General features: G+C 72.6%; 22 protein-coding genes. 17 read left to right on the top strand and 5 right to left on the bottom strand.

Translation table 11 applies throughout. From position 1 onward, the window contains the following. Positions 1-7: 7 nt before the first annotated feature. Complete coding sequence (locus ACZ592_RS23140) at positions 8-823, top strand: TlyA family RNA methyltransferase (protein WP_471583480.1); 816 nt, start codon at positions 8-10, stop codon at positions 821-823. Further along, the gene (locus ACZ592_RS23135) at positions 820-1,725 is read left to right on the top strand and encodes an NAD kinase (RefSeq protein ID WP_471583479.1); all 906 of its coding nucleotides are present in this window, start codon (positions 820-822) and stop codon (positions 1,723-1,725) included. The genes ACZ592_RS23140 and ACZ592_RS23135 overlap by 4 nt, the downstream gene beginning before the upstream one ends. 69 nt (positions 1,726-1,794) lie before the next feature. Here the strand turns inward: ACZ592_RS23135 and ACZ592_RS23130 are convergent, their stop codons facing one another. Beyond that, positions 1,795-3,165, bottom strand: coding sequence for an FtsX-like permease family protein (locus ACZ592_RS23130; protein WP_471583478.1), 1,371 nt, complete (start codon positions 3,163-3,165; stop codon positions 1,795-1,797). Positions 3,166-3,384: 219 nt separating this feature from the next. Between ACZ592_RS23130 and recN the strand changes: the two genes are divergently transcribed. Next, positions 3,385-5,136, top strand: a complete 1,752-nt coding sequence (gene recN / locus ACZ592_RS23125; protein ID WP_471583477.1) for a DNA repair protein RecN — start codon at positions 3,385-3,387, stop codon at positions 5,134-5,136. A gap of 749 nt (positions 5,137-5,885) precedes the next feature. Continuing rightward, complete coding sequence (locus tag ACZ592_RS23120) at positions 5,886-7,022, top strand: glycosyltransferase family 4 protein (protein ID WP_471583476.1); 1,137 nt, start codon at positions 5,886-5,888, stop codon at positions 7,020-7,022. 5 nt (positions 7,023-7,027) lie between these two features. On the opposite strand, the gene ACZ592_RS23115 is transcribed toward ACZ592_RS23120, so the two are convergent. Next, complete coding sequence (locus ACZ592_RS23115) at positions 7,028-8,671, bottom strand: PucR family transcriptional regulator (protein WP_471583475.1); 1,644 nt, start codon at positions 8,669-8,671, stop codon at positions 7,028-7,030. A gap of 194 nt (positions 8,672-8,865) precedes the next feature. Then, complete coding sequence (locus ACZ592_RS23110) at positions 8,866-10,677, bottom strand: glycoside hydrolase family 15 protein (protein ID WP_471583517.1); 1,812 nt, start codon at positions 10,675-10,677, stop codon at positions 8,866-8,868. A gap of 445 nt (positions 10,678-11,122) precedes the next feature. Between ACZ592_RS23110 and ACZ592_RS23105 the strand changes: the two genes are divergently transcribed. The 12 genes from ACZ592_RS23105 (at position 11,123) to ACZ592_RS23050 (ending at position 24,592) form a co-directional block, all read left to right on the top strand. Next, the gene (locus tag ACZ592_RS23105; RefSeq protein WP_471583474.1) at positions 11,123-12,799 is read left to right on the top strand and encodes a CTP synthase; all 1,677 of its coding nucleotides are present in this window, start codon (positions 11,123-11,125) and stop codon (positions 12,797-12,799) included. Between the two features lie 86 nt (positions 12,800-12,885). Continuing rightward, positions 12,886-13,512: an NUDIX domain-containing protein gene (locus ACZ592_RS23100; RefSeq protein WP_471583473.1), complete on the top strand. Its 627-nt coding sequence runs from the start codon at positions 12,886-12,888 to the stop codon at positions 13,510-13,512. A 158-nt stretch (positions 13,513-13,670) separates the two neighbouring features. Then, on the top strand, positions 13,671-15,764 hold the full coding sequence (locus ACZ592_RS23095) for a tetratricopeptide repeat protein (RefSeq protein WP_471583472.1): 2,094 nt from the start codon (positions 13,671-13,673) through the stop codon (positions 15,762-15,764). Between the two features lie 145 nt (positions 15,765-15,909). Then, the gene (gene ald, locus ACZ592_RS23090) at positions 15,910-17,025 is read left to right on the top strand and encodes an alanine dehydrogenase (RefSeq protein ID WP_471583471.1); all 1,116 of its coding nucleotides are present in this window, start codon (positions 15,910-15,912) and stop codon (positions 17,023-17,025) included. 347 nt (positions 17,026-17,372) lie between these two features. Then, a complete protein-coding gene (locus ACZ592_RS23085; RefSeq protein ID WP_471583470.1) occupies positions 17,373-18,545 on the top strand; it encodes a ParA family protein in 1,173 nt (390 codons plus the stop codon). Beyond that, positions 18,530-19,126, top strand: coding sequence for a hypothetical protein (locus ACZ592_RS23080; RefSeq protein WP_471583469.1), 597 nt, complete (start codon positions 18,530-18,532; stop codon positions 19,124-19,126). Before ACZ592_RS23085 ends, ACZ592_RS23080 begins: the two co-directional genes overlap by 16 nt. 18 nt (positions 19,127-19,144) lie before the next feature. Next, the gene (locus tag ACZ592_RS23075) at positions 19,145-20,158 is read left to right on the top strand and encodes a segregation and condensation protein A (RefSeq protein ID WP_471583468.1); all 1,014 of its coding nucleotides are present in this window, start codon (positions 19,145-19,147) and stop codon (positions 20,156-20,158) included. After that, positions 20,155-20,811, top strand: coding sequence for an SMC-Scp complex subunit ScpB (scpB, locus tag ACZ592_RS23070; RefSeq protein WP_471583467.1), 657 nt, complete (start codon positions 20,155-20,157; stop codon positions 20,809-20,811). The genes ACZ592_RS23075 and scpB overlap by 4 nt, the downstream gene beginning before the upstream one ends. Before the next feature lie 10 nt (positions 20,812-20,821). After that, a complete protein-coding gene (locus tag ACZ592_RS23065) occupies positions 20,822-21,988 on the top strand; it encodes a pseudouridine synthase (protein WP_471583466.1) in 1,167 nt (388 codons plus the stop codon). 106 nt (positions 21,989-22,094) lie between these two features. After that, positions 22,095-22,820, top strand: a complete 726-nt coding sequence (locus ACZ592_RS23060) for an NUDIX hydrolase (RefSeq protein WP_471583465.1) — start codon at positions 22,095-22,097, stop codon at positions 22,818-22,820. Then, complete coding sequence (locus ACZ592_RS23055) at positions 22,817-23,818, top strand: ADP-ribosylglycohydrolase family protein (RefSeq protein ID WP_471583464.1); 1,002 nt, start codon at positions 22,817-22,819, stop codon at positions 23,816-23,818. The genes ACZ592_RS23060 and ACZ592_RS23055 overlap by 4 nt, the downstream gene beginning before the upstream one ends. 3 nt (positions 23,819-23,821) lie before the next feature. Next, entirely contained in the window at positions 23,822-24,592 is a 771-nt protein-coding gene (locus ACZ592_RS23050; RefSeq protein ID WP_471583463.1) for a nucleotidyltransferase domain-containing protein, read from the top strand. Here ACZ592_RS23050 and ACZ592_RS23045 read toward each other — a convergent pair. Both ACZ592_RS23045 and ACZ592_RS23040 read right to left on the bottom strand, forming a co-directional pair. Beyond that, a complete protein-coding gene (locus tag ACZ592_RS23045) occupies positions 24,509-25,261 on the bottom strand; it encodes a nucleotidyltransferase domain-containing protein (protein WP_471583462.1) in 753 nt (250 codons plus the stop codon). The genes ACZ592_RS23050 and ACZ592_RS23045 overlap by 84 nt on opposite strands. After that, the gene (locus ACZ592_RS23040) at positions 25,173-25,676 is read right to left on the bottom strand and encodes a Rieske (2Fe-2S) protein (protein WP_471583516.1); all 504 of its coding nucleotides are present in this window, start codon (positions 25,674-25,676) and stop codon (positions 25,173-25,175) included. The genes ACZ592_RS23045 and ACZ592_RS23040 overlap by 89 nt, the downstream gene beginning before the upstream one ends. A gap of 172 nt (positions 25,677-25,848) precedes the next feature. On the opposite strand from ACZ592_RS23040, the gene ACZ592_RS23035 reads away from it, so the two are divergent. Further along, the gene (locus tag ACZ592_RS23035) at positions 25,849-26,352 is read left to right on the top strand and encodes a YidB family protein (protein ID WP_471583461.1); all 504 of its coding nucleotides are present in this window, start codon (positions 25,849-25,851) and stop codon (positions 26,350-26,352) included. The last annotated feature ends 135 nt before the right edge of the window (positions 26,353-26,487 follow it).

The raw sequence follows: 26,487 nt of genomic DNA, 5'->3' as shown, positions 1-26,487 counted from the left end.
ACCGAACGTGGCAGGAGTGGCACGACGCCGCCTCGACGCCGAGCTCGTCCGCAGGAAGCTCGCGCGCTCGCGCGAGCACGCGAGCCAGCTGATCGCCGCCGGCCGGGTCGCGGTCGGCAAGACCGTCGCGACCAAGGCCGCGACGCAGGTGGAGACGGCCGCCGCGATCGTGGTCTCGCAGGACGACAGCGACCCCGAGTACGTCTCGCGCGGCGGGCACAAGCTCGCCGGCGCCTTCGCCGCCTTCGAGCCGCAGGGCCTGGCGGTGGAGGGTCGGCGCGCGCTGGACGCGGGCGCCTCCACCGGCGGCTTCACCGACGTGCTGCTGCGCGCGGGCGCCGCGCACGTCGTCGCCGTCGACGTCGGCTACGGCCAGCTCGCGTGGTCGCTGCAGAGCGACGACCGGGTCACCGTGAAGGACCGTACGAACGTACGCGAGTTGACGCTCGAGGCCATCGACGGGATCCCCGTCGACCTGGTCGTCGGCGACCTCTCCTTCATCCCGCTCGGCCTCGTGCTGCCCGCCCTGGTGCGGTGCGCGGCGCCCGACGCGGACCTCGTCCTGATGGTCAAGCCGCAGTTCGAGGTCGGCAAGGAACGGCTCGGCAGCGGCGGCGTGGTGCGCAGCGCCGAACTGCGGGCCGACGCCGTGCGCGGGGTGGCCCGCCAGGCGTGGGGACTCGGCCTCGGCGTGCGCGGGGTGACCGCGAGCCCGCTGCCCGGTCCTTCCGGAAATGTCGAGTATTTTCTGTGGCTGCGCGCCGGGGCAGCCGAGCTGGACCCGGCGGACGTTGACCGTGCCGTGGCGGAGGGGCCCCGTTGACCCAGACCCGAGCTCGTACCGTCTTCCTGCTCGCGCACACCGGGCGGCCGGCGGCCATCCGCAGCGCCGAACTCGTCGTCCAGGGGCTGCTGCGCAGCGGTCTGGGCGTGCGGGTCCTGGAGGCGGAGGCCGCGGACCTGCCGCTGCCCGCCGAGGTCGAGACGGTCCAGGAGGCCACCGCCGAGTGCATCGACGACTGTGAACTGATCGTCGTCCTCGGCGGCGACGGCACGCTGCTGCGGGGCGCCGAGTTCGCGCGGGCCTCCGGCGTGCCGATGCTCGGTGTGAACCTCGGGCGCGTGGGTTTTCTCGCGGAGGCCGAGCGGGACGACCTCGACAAGGTCGTCGACCGGGTGGTCACCAAGGCGTACGAGGTCGAGGAGCGCATGACGATCGACGTCGTCGTGCACCGCAACGGCGACGTCGTGCACCGGGACTGGGCGCTGAACGAGGCCGCCGTGCAGAAGGTGTCGCCGGAGCGGATGCTCGAGGTCGTCCTGGAGATCGACGGGCGGCCCGTCACCGGCTTCGGCTGCGACGGCATCGTGTGCGCCACACCGACCGGTTCGACGGCGTACGCGTTCTCGGCGGGCGGGCCCGTGGTGTGGCCGGAGGTGGAGGCGCTGCTCATGGTGCCGATCAGCGCGCACGCCCTGTTCGCCAAGCCGCTGGTGACGTCGCCGGACACGGTGCTCGCCGTCGAGGTCCAGCCGCGGACGCCGAACGGCGTGCTGTGGTGCGACGGGCGGCGCACCGTGGAACTGCCCTCGGGGGCGCGGGTGGAGGTGCGCAGGGGCGAGGTGCCGGTGCGGCTCGCCCGGCTGCACCACGCGTCGTTCACGGACCGACTCGTCGCCAAGTTCGCGCTGCCGGTGTCGGGGTGGCGGGGGGCGCCGCAGTAGGGCCCTGGTCCTGGACGGGGCGCCTTCCCGTTCGCCGTATCCTCTCGTCCCGGCACGGCGGGGGTCCGCTCAGGTCGCGGCGATCACGCTGATCGCCCGCTCGCGCAGCACGGCGCGCACGGGGATCCCGGTCGCCAGCAGGGTCAGCAGCAGCGTGCCCGTCACGAGCCCGGCCGGCACGGTCCACGGCAGATACGGCAGCGCCGAGCCGAAGGCCGTGCTCAGGATCGGCGCCAGCGTGCCGAGCGCGATCGCGCCGCCGAGCAGCAGCGCCGTACCGGCCACGACCACGGCCTCCCAGGCCGCCATGGCCCCCACCTGGGCCCGACCGCTGCCGACGACCCGCAGCAGCCCGATGTCGCGGCGGCGCTCGAACGAGATCATGGCGAGGGTGTTCGCCGCGGCGATGGCGGCGAAGCCCGCGTACAGCCCCGTCCCCACGTAGTCGAGCCAGACCTCGCCCCGGCCGCCCGCCGATCCCGTGCGGTGCTGGGCGGTCGTGTGCAGGCCGATCTTGGTCAGGCCGAAGCCCACGACCAGGATCAGGGGGACGACCGCGGCGGAGAAGCGGCGGGGCTGCGAGCGGACGTTGAGCATCGCGAGGCGCGCGCTCGGGCCGCCGAACCGGCCGACCAGCGCCGAGACCACCCGGGCCGCGGGGCCGATCAGGCGCGGACCGAGCAGCCCCGCACCGACGCAGAAGAGGATGAGGACGAGGAACGCGCCCTCGCCCGCCTCGTCCGCGGGCTGCTCGGACAGGAGCACCGCGACGGCACAGGCGCCCGCGACCGCGAGGATGCCGAGCGGCGCCCGCAGGACGCCGAGGCCGCGGCGGCCCGTCGCCGCCTCGGACAGGGCGCGGGCCGGGCGCAGCAACGAGAAGCGCAGCGCCGAGAGGAGGGCCGCGACCGTCGTCGTCACCACGGCGACGCCCACGCAGACCGGCAGGGCGAGCCAGCTGAAGCGGAAGGCGGCCTCGGCGGGGAGCAGCCCGTTCTCGACCATGCCGGCGTGCCACCAGCGGGCGCCGAAGCCGCCGAGGACGAAGCCGACCAGCGCCGCGGGGACCGACGCGGCGAGCGCCTGGACCGCCACCGCACGGCGGATCTGACGGGGCCTCGCGCCGATGCAGCGCACCATCGCCAGTTCGCGGTGCTGCTGCGCGACGGCCGTGCCCATCGTCGAGACGACCACGAAGATCGACATGTAGACCGAGCCGAGCAGCAGGACGAGCGCCATGTCGCCCACGCCGTTCTCCGTGATCTGCCGCCGGGCCGCGGCCGGGAGTCCGCCGGGGAGGTCTGCGCGGTCGGTGCTCGTCGTCGCGAGCATCATCGTCGACGCGCTCACCACCGTCGACGCGAAGAGCGCGGCCACCGCCGTGCCCACGAATGCCGGGCGGTGCGCCCGCAGCGCGGCCCATGCCAGTCCTGTTGTCATGTGGATCATGGTCGTACCGGGATGGCGGTACGCACCATGCGGTGGGCCGGTGGGTCGTGCGGGGGATATCCCCACCCCGCACAAGGTGGCCGACGGGTACGGGACGGCCTTCCCGCGGGTCCCCTCGGAGAGTGACACCCGGCTTTCCGTCCGGTCGCCAACCTGCGCCTTCACCGCCCAACACAGGGGTGACGTCGCGGTGCACCGGGGAAACCTCGTATGGTCAGGTGCGTGTTGGAGGAGATGCGGATACGGTCGCTCGGAGTCATCGACGACGCGGTCGTCGAGCTGTCGCCAGGGTTCACCGCCGTGACGGGTGAGACCGGAGCGGGCAAGACGATGGTGGTCACGAGCCTTGGGCTGCTGCTCGGCGGGCGCGCGGACCCCGCCCTGGTGCGGATCGGCGCGAAGTCGGCGGTGGTGGAGGGGCGCATCGCCGTGCCTCCCGGCGCCTCCGCGGTCGTGCGTGCGGAGGAAGCGGGTGCGGAACTCGACGACGGGGCGCTGCTGATCAGCCGGACCGTCTCGGCCGAAGGACGCTCGCGCGCGCACCTCGGAGGGCGCTCCGTCCCCGTGGGCCTGCTGTCCGAACTCGCCGACGACCTCGTCGCCGTACACGGCCAGACCGACCAGCAGGGCCTGCTCAAGCCCGCCAGGCAGCGCGCCGCCCTCGACCGGTACGCGGGCGACGCGGTCGCCGTGCCGCTCACCAAGTACACCGCCGCGTACCGCAGGCTGCGGGCCGTCACCGTCGAGGTGGAGGAGATCACCACCCGCGCGCGTGAACGGGCCCAGGAAGCCGACCTGCTCCGCTTTGGCCTCGAGGAGATCGGGGGCGTCGAACCGCGCGCGGGCGAGGACACGGAACTCGCCGCCGAGGCCGAACGGCTCGGCCACGCGGAGGCCCTCGCCTCCGCCGCCACGTCCGCGCACGTCGCGCTCGCCGGCAACCCCGAGGACCCCGAGGGCGTCGACGCCACCGCGCTGGTCGCCGTCGCCTCCCGGGCCCTGGACGCCGTACGGTCCCACGACCCCGCCCTGTCCGCGCTCGCCGACCGGCTCGGCGAGATCGGGATCCTGCTGGGCGACGTGGCGGGGGAGCTCGCCGGGTACGCCGACGACCTCGACGCCGATCCGCTGCGGCTCGCCGCGGTCGAGGAGCGCAGGGCCTCGCTGACCCAGCTCACCCGGAAGTACGGCGCCGACATCGACACCGTCCTCGCCTGGGCCGAGGAGAGCGTCGAGCGCCTCACCGAACTCGAGGGCGACGACGACCGGTTGGGCGAGCTCACCGCCGAGCGGGACGCGCTGCGCGGCGAACTCGCCGGACTCGCGCAGTCCTTGACCGACGCGCGCGAGGAAGCGGCGTCCCGGTTCGCCGCGGCCGTCACCGAGGAACTGGCCTCGCTCGCCATGCCCCACGCGCGCGTGTCGATCGCCATCAGCAGTACGGAGGTCCCCGAGGGGGGCGACGGCGTGGAGGTCGGGGGGCGCACGGTCGCGTACGGGCCCGCGGGCGTCGACGAGGTCGAACTGCTCCTCGCCCCGCACCCGGGCGCGCCCGCCCGGCCCATCGCCAAGGGGGCATCGGGCGGTGAGCTGTCGCGTGTGATGCTCGCCGTCGAGGTGGTCTTCGCCGGCACGGACCCCGTTCCCACGTACCTCTTCGACGAGGTCGACGCGGGGGTCGGCGGCAAGGCGGCGGTCGAGATCGGACGGCGCCTGGCGCGCCTCGCGAAGTCGGCACAGGTCGTGGTCGTCACGCACCTGCCGCAGGTCGCGGCCTTCGCCGACCGTCAACTGCTCGTCGAGAAGACGAACGACGGGATGGTGACGCGCTCCGGGGTGCAGGTCCTGGAGGGCGAGGACCGGGTGCGGGAGCTCTCGCGGATGCTGGCGGGACAGGAGGACTCGGAGACGGCTCGCGCACACGCGGAGGAGCTGCTGGCGACGGCTCGGGGGGACGGGTAGGGGTTCTGGCCCCTGGGCCTTGGGCGGTGCGGGGTGGGTGGGTTCCTCCCTGCGTGGGCGGGTGCGGGTTCGTTGTGGCTGGTCGCGCAGTTCCCCGCGTGGTCTGGCCCCTGGGCCTTGGGCGGTTCTAGGTGGGTGGGTTCCTCCCTGCGTGGGCGGGTGCGGGCCCGTCGTGGCCGCTCGCGCAGTTCCCCGCGCCCCTAAAAGCCCACCCGCCGCTGGGGGCCGGACGCTTTGCGGGTGCGGGTTCGTTGTGGCTGGTCGCGCAGTTCCCGGCGCCCCTAAAGGCCACTCGCCCCTGCGGGGCTTGTCCACCACTGATGACCGGCAGCCTCCCAACCGGCCGGAGGGGGCGCGGGGGTATGTGCGCACGGAGCACCGAGCGGGCTGTGGCGTCTTTGTTCTTGAGGCGTGGCGTAGGGATAGCGAGTACGTACATACCCCCGCGACCCCGCCCCAGAGCCGAACCCCAGGGGCGCGGGGAACTGCGCGACCAGCCACACCACACCCGCAGACGAAGACGAAAGACGAACACACCGCCCAAGGCGGGCGGACCGCCGCAACCCCCACGTACAAAGCACGCAACCCTCACTCGTGTGGGTGATTGCGCCCACGGAGTTGCCCGGCCAAATGCGGAAGTGACCTTTCAGCGGTGCCGGAACGGCCGTGCGGACTGGCATCCTTGGCGCAGCATCTGCCCGAGTACCAGTCCGAGCACCGACCGACGCAGACCCAGGAGCCCCGGCCGCGTGAGCCACGTGAGCAGCCACTCGCCGCACGGACAGACGCCGCTGCACACCGTTCAAGTCCTCGGAGGTGGCAGCGCGGGCAGCAGCGCGCACGTCAGGTCGCTGGCCGCGGGACTCGCCGCCCGAGGGGTGCGGGTCACCGTGTGCGCCCCCGAGGAGGCCGCCCTCGCCTACGACTTCACCGGCACCGGAGCCCGGCACGTCGCCGTGCCCCGCAGCGGCGACCCGGCCTCCGTGGCCGCTCTCCGCGCCGCCTGCGCCGACGCCGATCTCGTACACGCGCACGGACTGCACGCCGCCCTTCGCGCGGCCCTCGCCCTGACCGGGCGCCGTACCCCGCTCGTCGTCACCTGGCACACCCGCACGCACGCGGACGGCGCCCGTGCCCGGATGCTGCGACTCCTGGAGCGGCGCGTCGCCAAGGCCGCGTCGGTGGTCCTCGGGGCCTCGTCCGACCTGGTCGAGCGGGCCCGCACGAGGGGAGCGCGCGACGCCAGGCTCGCGGCCATCGCGCTGCCCGCGCCGCGCCGCCCGGACACCGTCGAGGAGCCCGACAGCCTGCTCCACAAGGCCCGCGCCGAACTCGGTGCGGTGGACCGGCCGTTGATCCTGGCCGTCGGCGCCCTCGAACGGCACCGCGGATACGACGTGCTCCTGGACGCCACGCGTGCCTGGCGGCACCTGGATCCGCTGCCGCTCCTCGTCGTCGCGGGGGAGGGGCCCGAACGGGCCGCCCTGCAGGGCCGCATCGAGGACGAGCAGCTCCCGGCCCGTCTGGTGGGGCGGCGGGACGACGTGCCCGACCTTCTCGCGGCCGCCGACGTGGCGGTGCTGCCCAGCAGCTGGGAGTCGCGTTCGGTGCTCGCGCAGGAGGCTCTGCACGCGCGCGTGCCGCTGGTGGCGACCGCGGTCGGCGGGGTCCCCGAACTCGTCGGCGACGCGGCCGAGCTCGTCGCGTACGGCGACGCGCAGGCCCTCGCCACCGCCGTCGTACGCCTGCTCGCCGACCCGGTCCGCAGGACCGAGCTCAAGGACAAGGGGCAGGCCCAGGCCGCCTCCTGGCCGACCGAGGACGAGACGGTCACCCAAGTGCTCAGCGTCTACGACGAGTTGACCCAGCCCCTGCCGTACAGCTGAGGCGGCTACGCCACGTGCCTGCGGGCCCGCAGCGCCAGGCTCAGCGCGAGGACCGTCTGCGGGTCGTCGAGGTCGGTGCCGAGGAGTTCGCTGATGCGGGCCAGGCGGTTGTAGAGGGTCTGCCGGTTCAGGTGCAGCTCGCGCGCGGTCTCCGCCTTGCGCCCCGCGTGCGCCAGGTAGGTCTGCAGCGTGGGCAGCAGCGGCGGCTTCGAGCGCTGGTCGTGGGCGCGCAGCGGGCCGATCGCCCGGTCCACGAACGCCGCGAGGACCCCGTCCTCGTCGTGGCGGTGCAGCCGCCACAGCAGCAGGTCGATGTCGAGCCGCCGCGCGTCGTACCAGGGGCGGTCGGAGAGGCCCTGCGCGGCCGTCGCCGTCTCCGCCGCGTGCCGCAGGCCCGCCGACGCGGCCGCCCAGCCGCCCGCGACCCCGACCACCACGACCGGCGGCTGCGCCCCGGGCCGCTGCATCCCCGCCCGCTCGACGCCGGCCCGCAGCGCGGCGGCGACCCGGTCGGCCACCGCGGTCCGCTCGGACTCCGTCCGCAGGCCGAGCAGCAGGGGTACGCGGCCTTCCACGGGGCGTACGCCGAGCAGCGCGGGCACGCCCACCGACGCCAGCTCCTCGGCGACCGCCCGGGCCAGGACCGCCCAGCCGCCGCCGGTCGGCAGGCCGTCCGCCAGCCGCATCACGACCGGCAGGAGCGGGCCGCCCGCCGAGCCGGGCCGGAAGCCGAGGACACGCGCCTGCGCGGGCGCGTCCTCGGCGGCGATCCGCCCCTCCGCGAGATCGGTCAGGAAGTCACCCCGGCCGCGCGCCGCGAGCTCCTCCTCCTGGCGGGCCTGCATCAGCACCACCGCGAGGCTCCCCGCCGCCCGCTCCGCCGCGATGCGGTGCACCGGCTGCGGCGCCGACTCCACGGCCAGCAGCACCAGCCGGGCCCGCACCGAGCCCGCGCCGGGGCCGCCGCCCGGCACGTCCACGACGACGGCGTTCGCGGGCGGGCCCTCCCGGTCGATGGCCCGGCCCCGCAGTCCCTCCCACACCTGGAGCGGGTCCGCGCACTCGGTGTCCGCCCCGGCTGCGTACAGGAGCTGTCCGTCGGCCGTCTCCAGGAACACCGGGTTGGCGCTGAACTCCGCGAGGATCGCGAGGACCTGCGGTATCCCGCCCCCGCCGAGCAGCGCCTCCGTACAGCGCCGGTGGACCTCCTCGGCCTGCTGCAGCAGCGCGTAGTGGCCGTTGACGATCTCGGTGTGCACCTCTTCGGTGACCGTCACGAAGGGCACCTCGCGGTGCAGCTGCACCAGCGGAAGCCCGGCGGCCCGCGCGGTCTCCACGAGCGCGGCGGGCAGCCGCGTGAAGCGCGGGCCCAGTTCGACGACGAGCGCCGCGATGCCCCGCTCGGCGAGCCTGCGCACGAAGGCACGCTGCTCGGCGGGGCGGGCGCCGAGTCCGAGCCCGGTGGTGAGCAGCAGCTCGCCGCCCTTGAGCAGCGAGGCCATGTTGGGCACCTCGCCCGCGTGCACCCACCGCACCGTCCGCTGCAGCCGCTCCGCGCCCGCCACGACCTCGGGGAGCCCACTGCGCAACCCCGGAAGTTCCAGCGCGCGTTGCACGGTGATGCCGCCCTGAGTGCCCTGACTGTCCATGGCGCGGACGCTACCGGGGCGCGCGTACCGGGAACATCTCCGGCCGATCACGGCGCTGTCACCGCGCTCGGCGGTGGTCCGGCGGCCCGGCAACTGCTCGCCCGCGCGCACCACTTGCGGGCACACCGGGCGAGTGTGGCGTACGTCACGGCGACGGGTGGTGGCCCGTCGCCGCAGCGGCGCAGGGGGAGTCGCTAGCCTCCGTACGCCCCCGAAGCCGTCAGCCGCAGTGCCGTGTCGATCAGCGGCACGTGGCTGAAGGCCTGCGGGAAGTTGCCGACCTGGCGCTGCAGCCTCGGGTCCCACTCCTCGGCGAGCAGGCCCAGGTCGTTGCGGAGGGCGAGCAGCTTCTCGAAGAGCTTGCGGGCCTCGTCGACCCGGCCGATCATCGCGAGGTCGTCGGCCATCCAGAACGAGCAGGCGAGGAACGCGCCCTCGTCGCCCTCCAGGCCGTCCACGCCCTCGTCGTCGCCGGACGTCGGGTAGCGCAGGATGAAGCCGTCCGACGTCGACAGCTCCTGCTGGATCGCCTCGATCGTCCCGATGACCCGCTTGTCGTCGGGCGGCAGGAAGCCCATCTGCGGAATCAGCAGCAGCGAGGCGTCCAGCTCCTTGGAGCCGTACGACTGCGTGAAGGTGTTCCGCTCCTTGTCGTAGCCCTTCTCGCACACGTCCCGGTGGATGTCGTCGCGCAGCTCGCGCCACTTCTCCAGCGGGCCGTCCGCGTCACCGGACTCGATGAGCTTGATGGTGCGGTCCACCGCGACCCAGGCCATCACCTTGGAGTGCACGAAGTGGCGGCGCGGTCCCCGCACCTCCCAGATGCCCTCGTCCGGCTCGTCCCAGTGGTCCTCCAGGTAGCGGATCAGCTTGAGCTGGAGCAGGGAGGCGTAGTCGCTGCGGGCCAGGCCCGTCATGTGCGCCAGGTGCAGGGCCTCGGTGACCTCGCCGTACACGTCGAGCTGGAGCTGGTTGGCCGCGCCGTTGCCCGCGCGGACCGGCTGCGAGCCCTCGTACCCGGGCAGCCAGTCGAGCTCCGTCTCGCCGAGCTCGCGCTCGCCCGCGATGCCGTACATGATCTGCAGGTTCTCCGGGTCGCCCGCGACCGCGCGCAGCAGCCACTCGCGCCAGGCGCGGGCCTCCTCGCGGTAGCCGGTGCGCAGCAGCGAGGAGAGGGTGATCGCGGCGTCGCGCAGCCACGTGAAGCGGTAGTCCCAGTTGCGCGAGCCGCCGATGTCCTCGGGCAGGGAGGTGGTCGGGGCCGCGACGATCCCGCCGGTCGGCGCGTACGTCAGCGCCTTGAGCGTGATCAGCGAGCGGATCACCGCCTCGCGGTAGGGGCCGTGGTACGTACAGTGCTCGACCCACTCCCGCCAGAAGTCCTCCGTCGCCACCAGCGCGTTCTCGGGCTCCGGCAGGGCGGGCTGGTCCTTGTGCGAGGGCTGCCACGAGATGGTGAACGCGATCCGCTCACCCGGCGCGACCGTGAAGTCCGAGTACGTCGTGAGGTCCTTGCCGAAGGTCTCGGCGGACGTGTCCAGCCATACGGAGTCGGGCCCCGCGACGGCCACGGTGCGCCCGTCGACCTTGTGCACCCAGGGCACGACCCGGCCGTAGCTGAACCGCATCCGCAGGGCGGAGCGCATCGGCACGCGCCCGCTGACGCCCTCGACGATGCGCACCAGCTGCGGCGCGTCGGTGTCGCGGGGCGGCATGAAATCGATCACGCGGACCGTGCCGCGCGGTGTGTCCCACTCCGACTCGAGCACCAGCGAGTCGCCGCGATAGGTGCGGCGCGTGGCAGCCGGAGGCTGCGCGTCCGGACTGTGCGCGGGCCCCAAGCGCCAGAAGCCGTGCTCGTCGGTGCCCAAGAGGGCGGCGAATACGGCATGGGAGTCGAAGCGCGGCAGGCACAGCCAATCGACTGTGCCGTCGCGGCAGACCAGGGCAGCGGTCTGCATGTCTCCGATGAGTGCGTAGTCCTCGATGCGCCCGGCCACGTGCATCTCCAGTCGAACGGCCACGTTCGCCCCGCGGGGCGCTTACTGATCAGCGGTCAAGTGATCGTTGACGAGCGCTTGTTCCGGGTGCAGGGCGGGATGGAGCCGTGTGCCGGATGGGGGCTCGGCAGCGAGTGTCCGAGCAGGATACGACGCACGTTGGTGATCCGCGCGCCCCTCCCGGCAACGAGGCTCCGCCGAACGGGTGAGCGCCAGGTGGGAGGGGGTGCGGGCGAGAAAATCGGGGGCGTGCCCGTACGGTGACCCAGTGGTGTGCGGCCGGTGGCGGAGCGTGGCCGGAAGCATGCCTGCCGCGTCGCTGATACCCTGGTAGCCCGTGAGCCGGTGGTCATAGAACCCCCGAACCGCAGCGACGGCACCTCCCCGAATCCCTGGTGGGAGCGCCGGTACGCACCCTCCAGACCGCGACCACGGGAGCCCCCCTTTGGCTATGCAGCCCAAATCCACGACGACCAAGCACATCTTCGTCACCGGGGGTGTCGCCTCTTCCCTCGGCAAGGGTCTGACTGCCTCCAGCCTGGGTGCGCTCCTGAAGGCCCGCGGTCTTCGCGTCACCATGCAGAAGCTCGACCCGTACCTGAACGTCGACCCGGGCACGATGAACCCCTTCCAGCACGGCGAGGTGTTCGTCACCAACGACGGCGCCGAGACCGACCTGGACATCGGCCACTACGAGCGCTTCCTCGACGTCGACCTCGACGGCTCCGCGAACGTGACCACGGGCCAGGTCTACTCCCAGGTGATCGCCAAGGAGCGGCGCGGCGAGTACCTCGGCGACACCGTCCAGGTCATCCCGCACATCACCAACGAGATCAAGCACCGCATCCGCCGGATGGCGACCGACGACGTCGACGTCGTCATCACCGAGGTCGGCGGCACGGTCGGCGACATCGAGTCGCTGCCGTTCCTGGAGACCGTCCGCCAGGTCCGCCACGAGGTCGGCCGCGACAACGTCTTCGTCGTGCACATCTCGCTGCTCCCGTACATCGGCCCCTCCGGCGAGCTGAAGACCAAGCCCACCCAGCACTCGGTGGCCGCCCTGCGCAACATCGGTATCCAGCCGGACGCCATCGTGCTGCGCGCCGACCGCGAGGTGCCGACCGCGATCAAGCGCAAGATCTCGCTGATGTGCGACGTCGACGAGGCCGCCGTGGTCGCCGCCATCGACGCCAAGTCGATCTACGACATCCCCAAGGTGCTGCACACCGAGGGCCTGGACGCCTACGTCGTGCGCAAGCTCGACCTGCCGTTCCGCGACGTCGACTGGACCCAGTGGGACGACCTGCTGGACCGGGTGCACAACCCCGACCACGAGGTCACCGTCGCGCTCGTCGGCAAGTACATCGACCTGCCCGACGCCTACCTCTCGATCACCGAGGCGATGCGCGCCGGCGGCTTCGCCAACAAGGCTCGCGTCAAGGTCAAGTGGGTCACCTCCGACGACTGCAAGACCCCGGCGGGAGCCAAGAAGCAGCTCGGCGACGTCGACGCGGTCCTGATCCCCGGCGGCTTCGGCGACCGAGGCGTGAACGGCAAGATCGGCGCGATCCAGTACGCCCGCGAGAACAAGCTGCCGCTGCTCGGCATCTGCCTGGGCCTGCAGTGCATCGTGGTCGAGGCCGCCCGCAACCTCGCGGACATCCCCGACGCCAACTCCACGGAGTTCGACGCGGCCACCGCCCACCCCGTGATCTCCACCATGGCCGAGCAGCTCGACATCGTCGCCGGTGAGGGCGACATGGGCGGCACGATGCGGCTCGGCATGTACCCGGCCAAGCTCGCCGAGGGCTCCATCGTGCGCGAGGTGTACGAGGGCAAGGAGTACGTGGAGGAGCGCCACCGTCACCGCTACGAGGTGAACAACGCCTACCGCGCCGACCTGGAGAAGAAGGCCGGGATCCAGTTCTCCGGCACCTCCCCGGACGGGAAGCTCGTCGAGTACGTCGAGTACCCGCGCGAGGTCCACCCCTACCTGGTGGCCACCCAGGCCCACCCGGAGCTGCGCTCGCGCCCGACCCGCCCGCACCCGCTCTTCGCCGGCTTGGTGAAGGCGGCCGTCGAGCGCCAGCAGGGCGAGCGCAAGGCGGGCGCGAAGACCGCCAAGTAACACCGGAGCGATACGGTTGCCGGGGTGCGCGCCTTTTGAGGCGCGTGCCCCGGTTTCTGTTTGCACGTGTGGGAGGACAGGGCGACATGACGATCAAGGACACCGCCGAGGAGTGGCAGGTCACGGCGACGGCCACCCCGTTCGTGGGGAACAAGACCTCCGTCCGTACCGACGACGTGGTCATGCCCGACGGGTCCGTCGTCCGCCGCGACTACCAGGTCCACCCCGGCTCGGTGGCCGTCCTCGCGCTCGACGACGCGGACCGCGTCCTGGTCATCCGCCAGTACCGCCACCCCGTCCGGCACAAGCTCTGGGAGATCCCGGCGGGCCTGCTCGACATCCCCGGCGAGAACCCGCTGCACGCCGCCCAGCGCGAGCTCTACGAGGAGGCGCACGTCAAGGCCGAGGACTGGCGCGTCCTCACCGACGTCTACACCACCCCCGGCGGCTGCGACGAGGCCGTGCGCGTCTTCCTCGCCCGTGACCTCTCCGAGGCCGAGGGCGAGCGTTTCGAGGTCTCCGAGGAGGAGTCCGACATGGAGCTCGCCCGGGTGCCGCTCGACGAGCTCGTGCGCGGTGTCCTCGCCGGCGAGCTGCACAACAACTGCCTGGTGGTCGGCGCCCTCTCGCTGCACGCCGCCCGGCAGGGCGACGGTCTCGACGCGCTGCGCCCGGCCGAGGCGCCCTGGCCCGCCCGCCCCTTCGAGGCCTGAGGGCCCCCGAAGCGTTCCGGTGTGACGATCTACTGATCCGATCGGGCGACCTGTGCGCGCTGCGCGTCCATGAGAGCGGCAGGGCCTGAACTAGGCTCTGAAAGCGTCCCGCCCGGAGTCCCGGCGGGTTCGTGCGCAGGCGGACGGGAGCGTGGCCCGTGACGGATCAGGCGGTCGACACGGACGGTGCGGCGGCGGGTGGCGCGGTGCCGTCCCCCGCGAGTGCCTCGTTGGAGTCGACAAGGGCTCAGTTCGTGGGCAGGCGCCGCGAATTGAAGGAGCTCCGCGCCGACATCGACCGGGCGGGGCTGGACACCCTCTCGGGACGCAAGGCGCCCCGCGCGCGCGTCTTGCTCGTCGCGGGCCGCCCAGGTTCGGGCCGCACCTCGATCGCCGAGGAACTCGCCCGGCAGCTCGCCGGCGACTACCCCGACGGAGTGGTGCGCGCCCGTCTCACGGAACCCGACGGCAGCCAGGTGCCCACCGAGCGCACCGCCCGCGAACTCCTGGACGCGCTGGACGTGCCCGCACCCGCGGGAGCGGGCGAGGACGACCTCGCGGAGATCCTCAGGCAGGCGCTCTCGGCGCGCAGGGCACTGCTCCTCCTCGACGACGCGGCGGACGCCGAACAGGTCGACCCGCTCCTCCCCGACGCCCCCGACTGCCTGGTCGTCGCGGTGTCCGACGGCCCGCTCACCGGCATCCCCGACGTCCGGCCGTGCACGCTCGGGGGCCTGGACAAGCCGGCCGCCGTGGAGCTCCTGGCCCGCGCTGCGGGGCCCGTCCGCATCACCGTCGACCCGCGCTCCGCGGAGTCCCTGGTCGAGGCGTGCGCGGCCCATCCCGCGGCGCTCGTGCTGGCGGGCGGCTGGCTCGCGGTGCGGCCCAAGGCCGCCGTCGCCGACCTCGCCAAGCAGGTGCACGACCTGCCCGACGAGGGCTCGGCCCTCGCCCGTGTCTTCACGCACACCTACGCCTCGCTGCCCGCGCCCGCCGCGCGGATACTGCGCTTCCTCTCCCTCGCCCCGGCCGGCCACGTCGACCCGCACACCGCCTCCGCGCTCGCCGGCTGCTCGGTCTCCGCCGCGCGGACCACGCTCGACGACTTCGTCGCGCTCGGGCTCGTCCGGGCCGTGGACTCCCCGCTGCCGCAGTACGAGGTGCCGGGCTGCCTGGTGCCGCTGCTGCGGGCCCGCACCGAGAGCCAGGACCGTCCCGCCGAGGTGCAGCTGGCCAGGGCCCGGATGCTGGAGCGGACCGTGCGCCTGCTGCAGTCCTGCCGGGCGGTCACGGAGCCGGACGGTTCCGCGGCCCGCAAGAAGCTCGCCGGGCTGCCGAGGGCCCTGCGCTTCCCCAGCCCGCGTGCCGCCGCCGAGTGGCTGCGGATCCGCCAGCCGGCGCTGCTCGCCGCCGCCCGGCTCGCGGTGGCCGACGGGGAGCTCGACACCCTCGCGCGGCGCCTGATGGCCGCCCTGACCCGGGCCCTGGTCGCGCACCGCGGCACGGAGGACGCGGCCCCCGAGCTGTACGGCATCCACCAGCTGGTCCTGGACGTGGCCGAGCGGCGCGACCTGCCGCGCGAGCAGGCCGCGGCGCTGCTCAACCTCGCCGACCTGGACGCGCGGACCGGGCGCACCGAGGACGCGCTGGTCCGCTACCGGGCCGCGCTGGACGCGGGACGGGCCGCCGGGGACCCTTACGCCACCGGTCGCGCGATGGAATCCGTAGGCGGCGCCCACCAGGAGCTGGGGGACTGGCCGCGGGCCTCCGACTGGTTCGGCAGGGCGCTGGCCCACCGGCTCGCCCGGGGGGAGCGCGCGGACGCCGCCCGGCTGTACGGCCGGATCGGCGCGGTGCACACCTACGCGGGCCGGTACGGCGAGGCGTTGCGCAACTGGAGCTCGGCGGTCACCGGGCACCGCAAGAACGGCGATGTGGCCGCCCAGGCGCGGGCGTTGAGCGAGATGGCCCGCGTGCAGGAGTACGCGGGGCGGCCCGAGGAGTCCTTGCGCACCTGCCAGGAGGCCGTCGAGTGGGCGCGGCACGCCAAGGACGTACGCCTGCAGGCGGCGCTGCAGCTCCGGCTCGCCGACACCCTGGAGCGGCTCGGCGACCCCGCCGCGGCCCGGCTGCACAGGGGCGCGGCCGAGCGCATGCTGGGAACAGAGCTCTCGCAGAGCCCGAGGCTTGAAACAAATGGTGGAGCGGAGCCTTCCGCCTGCGAAATCCGTAGTGCATCTGCGGAAGATTGAAGTATTGGAAGGCTAGACAGCAGGAAATCCTTCATTAGACTGGCTCCGCCGCGTACCTCCGTGGCGTCCCCCGTTGCGCCCCCACGCGCACCGGTCTGTGTCGCATTGCCCGAAAAATCCCCTGAGCCAAGGACCGTGATCGACGATGAAGGTCGGCATCCCCCGCGAGGTCAAGAACAACGAGTTCCGGGTGGCCATCACCCCCGCCGGTGTGCACGAGCTGGTGCGCCACGGCCACCAGGTCGTCATCGAGCGGAACGCCGGCGTCGGCTCCTCGATCACGGACGCCGAGTACGTCTCGGCGGGCGCCAGGATCCTGGACACCGCCGATGAGGTCTGGGCCACCGCGGACCTGCTCCTGAAGGTCAAGGAGCCGATCGCGGAGGAGTACCACCGCCTTCGCAAGGACCAGACCCTCTTCACCTACCTGCACCTGGCCGCGTCCAAGGAGTGCACCGACGCGCTCCTGGAGTCGGGCACCACCGCCATCGCGTACGAGACCGTGGAGACGGCCAACCGCGCCCTCCCGCTGCTCGCCCCGATGTCCGAGGTCGCGGGCCGGCTCGCCCCGCAGGTCGGCGCCTACCACCTGATGGCCGCCAACGGCGGCCGCGGTGTCCTGCCGGGCGGCGTCCCCGGCGTGGCCGCGGGCAAGGCGGTCGTCATCGGCGGCGGCGTCTCCGGCTGGAACGCCGCGCAGATCGCCATCGGCATGGGCTTCCACGTGACCCTGCTCGACAAGGACATCAACAAGCTCAAGGAAGCCGACAAGATCTTCGGCACGAAGATCCAGACCGTCGTCTCCAACGCCTTCGAGCTGGAAAAGGCCTGCATCGAGGCCGACCTCGTCATCGGGGCCGTCCTCATCCCGGGCGCCAAGGCCCCGAAGCTGGTCACCAACGAGCTCGTCTCGCGCATGAAGCCGGGAAGTGTCCTTGTCGACATCGCGATCGACCAGGGCGGCTGCTTCGAGGACTCGCACGCCACCACGCACGCCGAGCCGACCTTCCCGGTCCACAACTCGGTCTTCTACTGCGTCGCCAACATGCCCGGCGCCGTCCCGAACACCTCGACGTACGCCCTGACCAACGCGACGATGCCGTACATCGTGGAGCTGGCGAACCGTGGCTGGGCCGAGGCCCTGCGCCGCGACCCGGCGCTCGCCCTGGGTCTCAACACCCATGACGGCAAGGTCGTTTACAAGGAGGTCGCCGAGGCCCACGGTCTCGAGCACATCGAGCTGGAGTCGCTCCTCGGCTGACTCAGGTGACCGACTCCGGTCGGTCTCCGACACTTTCGTCAACGAAAGTCGTCAATCTCACGCCCGCGGCCGGACCTTGAGAGGGGTCCGGCCGTATGCGTATCAGTGTGGACACGCTCAACTGGCCGTGAACGTAACCCTTTAACCGTTTCGCCCACCCCCGAAACGTGGCGATGGCGAGCCGCACACCCTTGACACAAGGGTGTTCTGTTGCCGACACATCGGGCCGGGTACGGCGGATTGTGTTGCTGTGGACCGGTGACACGCCATAGAGTCGCCAACCGTCGGCATGGTGCCACGCTGACCTATCGAGAAATTTCCTGGTCACCAAGGAGGTAAGACGACTTGTGAATGAGTCGACATTTGCTCCCGGGGGTGGTCAACCAGGAACCTCTGAGCGGGGCCAAGGACCCGTGGGGCTCGAGGCCGTCGGCTCGGTCGCTGTCCGCACCTTCGAGGCCCGGCAGGGCCCCCAGCCGACACAGTCAGCACCCCAGAGCATGGATGGCCATCACGTGAACGCCATGGCCGGCGACCGGAGTGGCGATAACACCCACACCCACCTCGCCGACTACGAGGAACTGCCCCAGGGGCACTTCTACGACCCCGACGCCGAGTACGAGCCCGATCCGGAGTACGCGGCCACGCTCGCGCCGGACGCGGCCCGTCAGCGCCGCGAGCGCATCGGCCCGACGGGACGCCCGCTGCCGTACTTCCCGATCCCGGGCCCGCTGACCGATCATGGTCCCGCGAAGATCATCGCGATGTGCAACCAGAAGGGTGGCGTCGGCAAGACCACGTCGACCATCAACCTGGGTGCCGCCCTCGCGGAGTACGGACGCCGTGTCCTGCTCGTCGACTTCGACCCGCAGGGCGCCCTCTCCGTGGGCCTCGGGGTCAACCCGATGGAGCTGGACCTCACGGTCTACAACCTCCTCATGGAGCGCGGCATGTCCGCGGACGAGGTGCTCCTGAAGACGGCGGTCCCGAACATGGACCTGCTGCCCAGCAACATCGACCTGTCCGCGGCCGAGGTCCAGCTGGTGAGCGAGGTCGCGCGCGAGTCCACGCTGCAGCGCGCCCTGAAGCCGCTCATGCAGGACTACGACTACATCGTGATCGACTGTCAGCCCTCGCTCGGCCTGCTCACCGTGAACGCCCTGACGGCGGCCCACAAGGTGATCGTGCCGCTCGAGTGCGAGTTCTTCGCGCTGCGCGGTGTGGCCCTGCTGACCGAGACGATCGAGAAGGTCCAGGAGCGGCTCAACCCCGACCTGGAGCTCGACGGCATCCTCGCGACCATGTACGACTCCCGCACGGTGCACAGCCGTGAGGTGCTCGCGCGCGTGGTCGAGGCCTTCGACGATCACGTCTACCACACGGTCATCGGGCGCACGGTCCGCTTCCCGGAGACCACGGTCGCCGGTGAGCCGATCACCACGTACGCCTCCAACTCGGTCGGCGCGGCCGCCTATCGCCAGCTCGCCAGGGAGGTGCTCGCCCGGTGTCACGCCGAGTGAGTCTGCCCGGGGCCGACGAACTGTTCCGCACGACCGGTGGGATGGCGCTGCAGTCGTCGTCCCCGCGGCGCCCCGCGAACGGCGAGGCGCGGGTGCCCGCTCCGGCGGGCGAGAGCGACGAGAGCGCGGCGGCGGCCGAGGACACGGCGGCGCAGGGCGAGGGCGGTGAGCCCGCCGAACACGCGGCCACCGACGCGGAGGCGGGCGCCGAGTCACGCACCAGGGCGGCCGGCGCCGAGGGTGAGAAGGGCGCGGGACGCCGCTCGCCGGAGGCGCAGGAAGGTTCTGCCGGTCAGGGCGGCGGCAAGTCCGGCGGCTCCTCGACCGCGCAGGCGCGGCGCCGGGCGCGGGCGGCCAACCGGCGGCCCAGCGGGCGCGAGCGGCACGACGAGAAGATCACCGTGTACGTCTCCGCCGAGGAGCTGATGGACCTCGAACACGCGCGCCTGGTGCTGCGCGGCGAGCACGGGCTCGCGGTCGACCGCGGGCGGATCGTGCGCGAGGCGGTCGCCGTCGTCCTGGCCGACCTGGAGTCCCGCGGGGACGCGAGCATTCTCGTACGACGGTTGCGCGGGCGGTAGGGGTAGCGTTCCCGCCTGATGGCCACGAACGACTACTCCGCACCGCCCCCGTCCGGCAGACGCCGCACCTTGGGCCGTGGGCCCGGGGCGGCGCCGGAGCAGGCAGCCGCGGAGCCCGTACCCGCGGAGCCCGTACCCGCGGAGCCGACGGCGGCCGTGGCTCCGGAAGAGCCCGCCGAGCCCGAGCGAGAGGCACCCACCGGGGCCGCCGCGCCCGCCGAGCCCGACGACGGGCGGTTCAAGGTCCGGCTCGCGAACTTCGAAGGGCCCTTCGACCTGCTGCTCCAGCTGATCTCGAAGCACAAGATGGACGTCACCGAGGTCGCGCTCTCCAAGGTGACCGACGAGTTCATGGCCCACATCCGGGCCATGGGCGCCGACTGGGACCTGGACCAGACGACGGAGTTCCTGGTCGTCGCCGCCACGCTGCTCGACCTCAAGGCGGCCCGGCTGCTGCCCGCCGCCGAGGTCGAGGACGAAGCCGATCTGGCGCTGCTCGAAGCCCGTGACCTGCTCTTCGCGCGGCTGCTGCAGTACCGCGCGTACAAGCGCATCGCGGACATCTTCAGCGAACGCCTGGAGGAGGAGGCGCGGCGCTACCCCCGGACCGTGGGCCTGGAGCCGCACCATGCCGAGCTGCTGCCCGAGGTCGTCATCAGCATCGGCGCGGAGGGCTTCGCCAAGCTCGCAGTGAAGGCCATGCAGCCGCGCGCCAAGCCGCAGGTCTACGTCGAGCACATCCACGCCCCGCTGGTCTCCGTGCAGGAGCAGGCCACTCTCGTGGTCGCCCGGCTGCGCGAGCGGGGCGAGGTCAGCTTCCAGGTCCTCGTCGAGGACGCGGGGGACACCCTCACGGTCGTCGCCCGCTTCCTGGCCCTCCTGGAGCTCTACCGGGAGAAGGCCGTCGCCCTGGACCAGGAGGACGCCCTGGGCGAGCTGATGGTCCGGTGGACCGGCGGGGACGGCGCGGAGGCGCCGGCCGTGACCGACGAGTTCGACCGGGCCCCCGAGCCGATGGAGGAGAAGGCGTGAGCGAGCAGAGCCCCGTGGGGGAGCCGGCCGGGCCCGTGGCCGGGCTGGAGCTGCGGCCCGCCCTGGAGGCGGTCCTGATGGTCGTCGACGAGCCGGCCACCGAGGAGCACCTCGCGAAGATCCTGCAGCGGCCCCGGCGCCAGGTCGCCGACGCGCTGCGGGAGCTCGCCGACGAGTACACGGTGCAGAAGCGGGGCTTCGAGCTGCGGCTGGTGGCGGGCGGGTGGCGGTTCTACACGCGCCCCGAGTACGCCGCCGCCGTGGAGGGCTTCGTCCTGGACGGGCAGCAGGCGCGGCTCACCCAGGCGGCTCTGGAGACCCTCGCGGTCGTCGCGTACCGCCAGCCGGTCAGCCGTTCGCGGGTCTCCGCGGTCCGCGGGGTGAACTGTGACGGCGTGATGCGCACCCTGCTCCAGAGGGGTCTGGTGGAGGAGGCGGGCGCGGAACCCGAAACAGGTGCGATCCTGTACAGGACGACGAACTACTTCCTGGAGCGGATGGGCCTGCGCGGCCTGGACGAGCTCCCCGAGCTCGCGCCCTTCCTCCCCGAGGCGGACGCGATCGAGGCGGACACGCTGGAAGGGGTTCCGTCGTTCGACCCGGACGCGCCCGATGCGCCCGGTGCCGAGTACACCGAGCACACAGCCGACTAACGGAAATTTGATGCGAAGCAGCAGCGGCAGGAACAGCAGCGGAAACAACGGCGGGAGCCGTGGTGGCAACAGCGGCGGCCGCGGCGGGAGTGGCGGCGGCCGCGGTAACCACCGCGGCGCCGGCAACAACCGCGATGACAGGCGTGACGACCGGCGGGACGACCGGCGTGACGACAAGCCGGGCAGCGACCGCCCGAAGAAGCCGCGTCCCGAGGAGCGGCGCTACGACGTGGGCCCCGGCGGCTCCCAGAACGGCCCGAAGTCGGGCCGCGGCGCATCGGCGCGCGGCGGCGCCAAGGGCGGACCCAAGCGTGGGCAGCAGCCTGCGCAGGGCCGTGGGCGCTGGGTCCCGGCGACCTCGCGCGAGTACGAGGCGCGGGCCGAGGAGCGCAACCGCGAGCGGTACGCGGGCAAGCCGAAGGTGAACCTCCCCAAGACCTTCCCCGGCGCCGAGCAGGAGGGCGAGCGGCTCCAGAAGGTGCTGGCCCGGGCCGGCTACGGCTCGCGGCGTGCCTGCGAGGAGCTGGTCGACCAGGCCCGTGTCGAGGTCAACGGCGAGATCGTGCTCGAGCAGGGCATGCGCGTCGACACGGAGAAGGACGTCGTCAAGGTCGACGGCCTGACCGTGGCCACGCAGTCGTACCAGTTCTTCGTCCTGAACAAGCCCGCCGGTGTCGTCTCCACCATGGAGGACACCGAGGGCCGTCAGTGCCTCGGCGACTACGTGACCAACCGTGAGACGCGGCTGTTCCACGTGGGGCGGCTCGACACCGAGACCGAGGGCGTCATCCTGCTCACCAACCACGGCGAGCTCGCGCACCGGCTGACCCACCCCAAGTACGGCGTGAAGAAGGTCTACCTCGCGCACATCGTGGGCCCGATCCCGCGTGACCTGGGCAAGCAGCTCAAGGACGGCATCCAGCTGGAGGACGGGTACGCGAAGGCGGACCACTTCCGCGTCGTCGAGCAGACCGGCAAGAACTACCTGGTCGAGGTGACCCTGCACGAGGGCCGCAAGCACATCGTGCGGCGCATGCTCGCCGAGGCCGGCTTCCCGGTCGACAAGCTGGTGCGGGTGGCCTTCGGGCCGATCACCCTGGGCGACCAGAAGTCCGGCTGGCTGCGGCGGCTCTCCAACACCGAGGTCGGCATGCTGATGAAGGAAGTCGACCTCTAGGCAGTCTCCGCGGGCTCTGCGGGGTCCGCCCCGCAGAATCCCTTGCGTGGGCCACCCCCCTCTCTTTATAGTCATCGAGACCATAAAGAGAGGGGGGTGGTTGCGCATGCAGGGGTATGACAAGCACGCCTTCGAGCCCTTTGCCGTCACCGTGGACCTCGCCGTGTTCACCATCCGGGACGGCGCGCTGCACGTGCTGCTCGTCGAACGCGGCCAGGAGCCGTACGGGGGGCGCTGGGCCCTGCCCGGCGGCTTCGTGCTCCCCGAGGAGTCGGCCGAACAGGCCGCGGGACGCGAGCTCGCCGAGGAGACCGGCATCGCGGACGTGCGGCGGCTGCACCTGGAGCAGGTGCGCACCTACAGCGCACCGGACCGCGATCCGCGCATGCGGGTCGTCTCCGTCGCGTTCGCGGCGCTCGTCCCCGACCCGCCGGAGGTCCACGGGGGCGGCGACGCGGCCCGCGCGGCCTGGCTGCCGTACAGCCCGGCGACGTACCGCCCGCTCGCCTTCGACCACGACCGGATCCTCGCCGACGCCCATGACCGGGTCGGCGCCAAGCTCGAGTACACCGGGCTCGCCACCGCCTTCTGCGCCCCCGAGTTCACCCTCGGCGAGCTGCGCCAGGTCTACGAAGCGGTGTGGGGCGCCGAGCTCGACCCCGCCAACTTCCGCCGCAAGGTCGTCGGCACGGCCGGGCTCGTCGAGGCCGTCCCCGGCGCGGCACGCCTGACCGGCGGGCGCGGCAAACCCGCGGCCCTCTTCCGGGCCGGCACCGCCAGCGCCCTGCACCCGCCCCTGCTCCGCCCCGCCCCGGAAGGACAGTCCCGATGAAGAACGCCGCCACCGGATCCCTCCTCGGCCTCGCCCTCGGGGACGCGCTCGGCTTCCCGACCGAGTTCAACGACGTGCCCTCGATCCTCAAGAAGTGCGGGCCCTGGCAGGAGATGGAGCTGCCGAAGCCGGCCTTCATCACGGACGACACCCAGATGACGCTCGCGCTCGCCCGGGGGCTGCGCACCGCCATGGACCGCGGGCCGCTCGGCCCGCGGCGCCTGGAGCGGCCGCTGCGCGAGGAATTCGTGGACTGGTACCAGTCGCCCGAGAACAACCGGGCGCCCGGCAACACCTGCCTCAAGGCCTGCTCCCTGCTCAAGACCGACAGGCCGTGGGAGGAGGCGAGCCAGGTGCACTCCAAGGGCTGCGGCGCCAACATGCGGGTCGCGCCCCTCGGGCTCGTCCCCGGCCTGAGCGACGAACAGCGCGCGGGCGCCGCGCAGCTGCAGTCCGCGCTCACCCACGGCCACCCGACGGCGCTGGCCGCCTCCGACCTCACCGCGCACGCCGTGCGGCTGCTCGCCGCGGGAACCGAGCCGACCGGCCTGGTCGGGCTGCTGCGCTCCTACGCGTACGACCACCGCGAGACCTACCACGAGCGCTGGCTCGGCGAACTGTGGACGCGGGGCGGGGACCCGACGCCGCGGGCGTTCATCGCACGGGGCTGGGACGAGTGCCTGGCCGTTCTGGAGCGCCTGGAGGCCGCGCTGAAGCACGCCAACCCGGAGACCGACCCCTGCCTCGCCACCGGTGCGGGCTGGATCGCCGAGGAGGCGTTCGCCACCGGGCTGCTCTGCTTCCTGATGTTCGTCGACGAGCCGGTCACCGTGTTGCGCAGGGCCGCCTGCACGTCGGGGGACTCGGACTCGATCGCATGCCTGGCCGGCGCCTTCGCCGGCGCCCACCTCGGGGCGGACGCCTGGCCCGCCGAGTGGACCGGACGGATCGAACACCGGGTCGAGCTCCAGGAGTTCGGAGCCCTCTGGGACGCTTGAGGCATGACAGTGGACCTGGGCCCCGACCTCGACATCGACCTCACCGGCGTCGTCGCCGAGCAGAGCGATCCGCTGCTTTTCGCGACGGTCTCCGGAGCGCACCTGTACGGCTTCCCGTCCCGCGACTCGGACGTGGACCTGCGCGGCGCGCACCTGCTGCCGGTGGCCGACCTGGTGGGGCTCAGGGAGCCGGAGGAGACCCGGTCGAAGATGTGGGTGCGGGACGGGGCCGAGCTGGACCTCGTCACGCACGACCTGCGCAAGTTCGTCCGCCTCATGCTGCGGCACAACGGCTACGTCCTGGAGCAGCTGCTCTCCCCGCTCGTGGTGCACACCACCGCGACGCACGAGGAGCTCGTCGCGCTCGCCCCCACCGTGCTCACCAGCCACCACGCCCACCACTACCGGGGGTTCGCCACCACCCAGTGGCGGCTTTTCGAGAAGAACGGCGAGCTCAAGCCGCTGCTCTACACCTTCCGCGTGCTGCTCACCGGCATCCACCTGATGCGCAGCGGTGCCGTGGTCGCCCATCTGCCCACGCTCGTCGGGGAAGTGGCCGCCCCCGCGTATCTGCCGGAGCTCGTCGCCGCCAAGAGCGCGGCCGAGCACGGCGGCGCCGAGGTCGGCCGCGCGCGCGTGGCCGCCGACGTGGAGCGGCTGCACGCCGTCCTGGACCGGGCGCAGGCGGACTCAGCGCTGCCGTCCGTCCACACCGCCTACGACGCCCTGCACGACCTCGTCGTCCGCGCCCGGCTCCAGGAGCCGCAGGGCTGACGCCCGGCGCGCGCGGAACAGGAAGTCGGCGACCCGCTCCCGGTCGGGCCCGGCGGGGAGCGGGCTGCGCACCGCCGCCCGGTCGCTCTCGTCGGCCAGCCGGTCCATCCAGGACTCGACCCGTTCCCAGGGGAGCTCGCCCCGTTTGACGGCGAGCAACGGCTCGCGCAGCTCGCCGACGTCGATGGTCAGTTCGCCGGTGCGCAGCAGGTCGCGACAGGACGTCAGCAGCCGCAGCAGGTGCATCGCGTGCTTCCAGCGCGGGGCGCCGTGGCTCCGCACGTCCGCGTCCAGCTTCTTGCGCTGGCCCAGCGCGTAGCGGGCGAAGGTGTCGTGGGCCTGGCGGGAGAGGAACGCGCCGCGCAGGGCCAGCAGCTCGCGGCCGGTCTCCGTGACGTGCTCCACGAGCGGGGAGTGCAGGCACTCCAGGACGTTCGGGTTGGCGCGCAGCGCGAGCTCGCAGAAGCGCTCGAGCTCCCAGCTGAACTGCTCGTCGGCGGGCCCCTCCACATGGGCCGGCGGCTTGTCGAAGCGCCAGAACAGCGGGGTGGGGGCCTGGAAGACGCCCCTGACGTCGGTGTCACTGCCGTCCGTGGCCAGGCCGAAGGCGCGCGAGCCCATCACGCAGGAGTAGACCGTGTGGTCGCGTACCAGGTCCTGGGGGTGCATGCGGGGAGCGTACGACGCCGGGTCGGCCCAGGGTGATCGAATTTCCGGTGACCGTGGTCTTCTCCTCGGGCAGCGGGCGCGGGGCGGGCCCGTCGGCGACCGAGGCGTCCGCCACGCGGTACTTGCTGCCGTGGCAGGGGCAGTTGATCGTGCCGTCCGCCACCTCCGCGACCGTGCGGCCCGAGTGGGTGCAGACCGCCGAGGAGGCCTTGGAGGTGCCGCTCCGCGGCTGCGTCACGACGACTTCGGCGGCGGCTTCCCGTCCCGGGTGCCGTCCGGCTTCTCGTCCGGGGCCGCGGGACGGCGAGCCGGAGCTTGTGGGGGAGGGCTGCGTGGGGGAGGACGCCGTCGCGCCGGGCGCATCCCCTCCGTACGACGGACTGCTCGTCCGAGTCGCCACGTTGAGCGACAGCATGAACAGGGCGGGCAGCAGCCCGGAGAGAAGAGTGAGCAGCGCACCTGAACGCTTCATACGGGCCTCCCCCGAGGCACGGCACCTGCCGACCCCCGTGCAAGGGGACCCGCGCCCGGCCGTTCAGGGCTGAACAACCCCCAATCGGCCCAAGTGGCGACAGAAAGCGATTCGGGTGACATTGGCATGGTCCGCGGTCCGCGGTCCGGCGTGGTGCGCGGGCCCGGTCCCTCACGCGAAAGGCACGACCATGGCGGGTAACGATCTGGGCAGCCTTCTCGGCGGTCTGCTGGGCGGCGGTCAGCAGGGCGGCTCATCCGGCGCCGGCGGCGGAGGCAACATCCTGGCCGCACTCCTCGGCGCCCTCACGAGCAAGGGCGGCGCGGGCGGCGGCAACCCGCTGTCCGGCCTGCTGGAGGGACTGACCAAGGCCGGACTCGTCGACCAGACCCAGTCCTGGGTCGGCACCGGCGAGAACAAGGAGGTGACCGGCGAGCAGCTGAAGCAGGCGCTGCCCGACGACACCCTCCGGCAAGTCGCCGAGGAGGCCGGAGTCTCCCCTGAGCAGGCCGCGAACGAGATCGCTCAGGTACTGCCGCAGGCCGTCGACAAGCTGACCCCCCAGGGTCAGGTGCCCACGGAGTCGATCGAGGACCTGATCCGGCAACAGCAGCTCTGACCCGCCCCGGTGAGGTGCGGGGCCTGCCAGGTGGGAGCCGGGAGACCCAAACCCCCCGCCCCCGATACCCCCCGGCCTTTGCCCCCCTCTCCCCCACAAACCAGGAGAAAAAGAGGGGTGGAATGGAGGGACAGA

The organism is Streptomyces sp. NPDC040622 (genome assembly GCF_055593965.1).
This window is presented reverse-complemented; position numbering and strand designations above follow the sequence as displayed.

Coding starts and splice junctions, on each gene's coding strand:
- ACZ592_RS23130 (WP_471583478.1), bottom strand. CDS start 3,165: ATGACAACAGGACTGGCATGGGCCGCGCTGCGGGCGCACCGCCCGGCA.
- recN (WP_471583477.1), top strand. CDS start 3,385: ATGGTCAGGTGCGTGTTGGAGGAGATGCGGATACGGTCGCTCGGAGTC.
- ACZ592_RS23115 (WP_471583475.1), bottom strand. CDS start 8,671: ATGGACAGTCAGGGCACTCAGGGCGGCATCACCGTGCAACGCGCGCTG.
- ACZ592_RS23110 (WP_471583517.1), bottom strand. CDS start 10,677: ATGCACGTGGCCGGGCGCATCGAGGACTACGCACTCATCGGAGACATG.
- ACZ592_RS23105 (WP_471583474.1), top strand. CDS start 11,123: ATGCAGCCCAAATCCACGACGACCAAGCACATCTTCGTCACCGGGGGT.
- ACZ592_RS23100 (WP_471583473.1), top strand. CDS start 12,886: ATGACGATCAAGGACACCGCCGAGGAGTGGCAGGTCACGGCGACGGCC.
- ald (WP_471583471.1), top strand. CDS start 15,910: ATGAAGGTCGGCATCCCCCGCGAGGTCAAGAACAACGAGTTCCGGGTG.
- ACZ592_RS23075 (WP_471583468.1), top strand. CDS start 19,145: ATGGCCACGAACGACTACTCCGCACCGCCCCCGTCCGGCAGACGCCGC.
- ACZ592_RS23065 (WP_471583466.1), top strand. CDS start 20,822: ATGCGAAGCAGCAGCGGCAGGAACAGCAGCGGAAACAACGGCGGGAGC.
- ACZ592_RS23060 (WP_471583465.1), top strand. CDS start 22,095: ATGCAGGGGTATGACAAGCACGCCTTCGAGCCCTTTGCCGTCACCGTG.
- ACZ592_RS23055 (WP_471583464.1), top strand. CDS start 22,817: ATGAAGAACGCCGCCACCGGATCCCTCCTCGGCCTCGCCCTCGGGGAC.
- ACZ592_RS23050 (WP_471583463.1), top strand. CDS start 23,822: ATGACAGTGGACCTGGGCCCCGACCTCGACATCGACCTCACCGGCGTC.
- ACZ592_RS23045 (WP_471583462.1), bottom strand. CDS start 25,261: ATGCACCCCCAGGACCTGGTACGCGACCACACGGTCTACTCCTGCGTG.
- ACZ592_RS23040 (WP_471583516.1), bottom strand. CDS start 25,676: ATGCTGTCGCTCAACGTGGCGACTCGGACGAGCAGTCCGTCGTACGGA.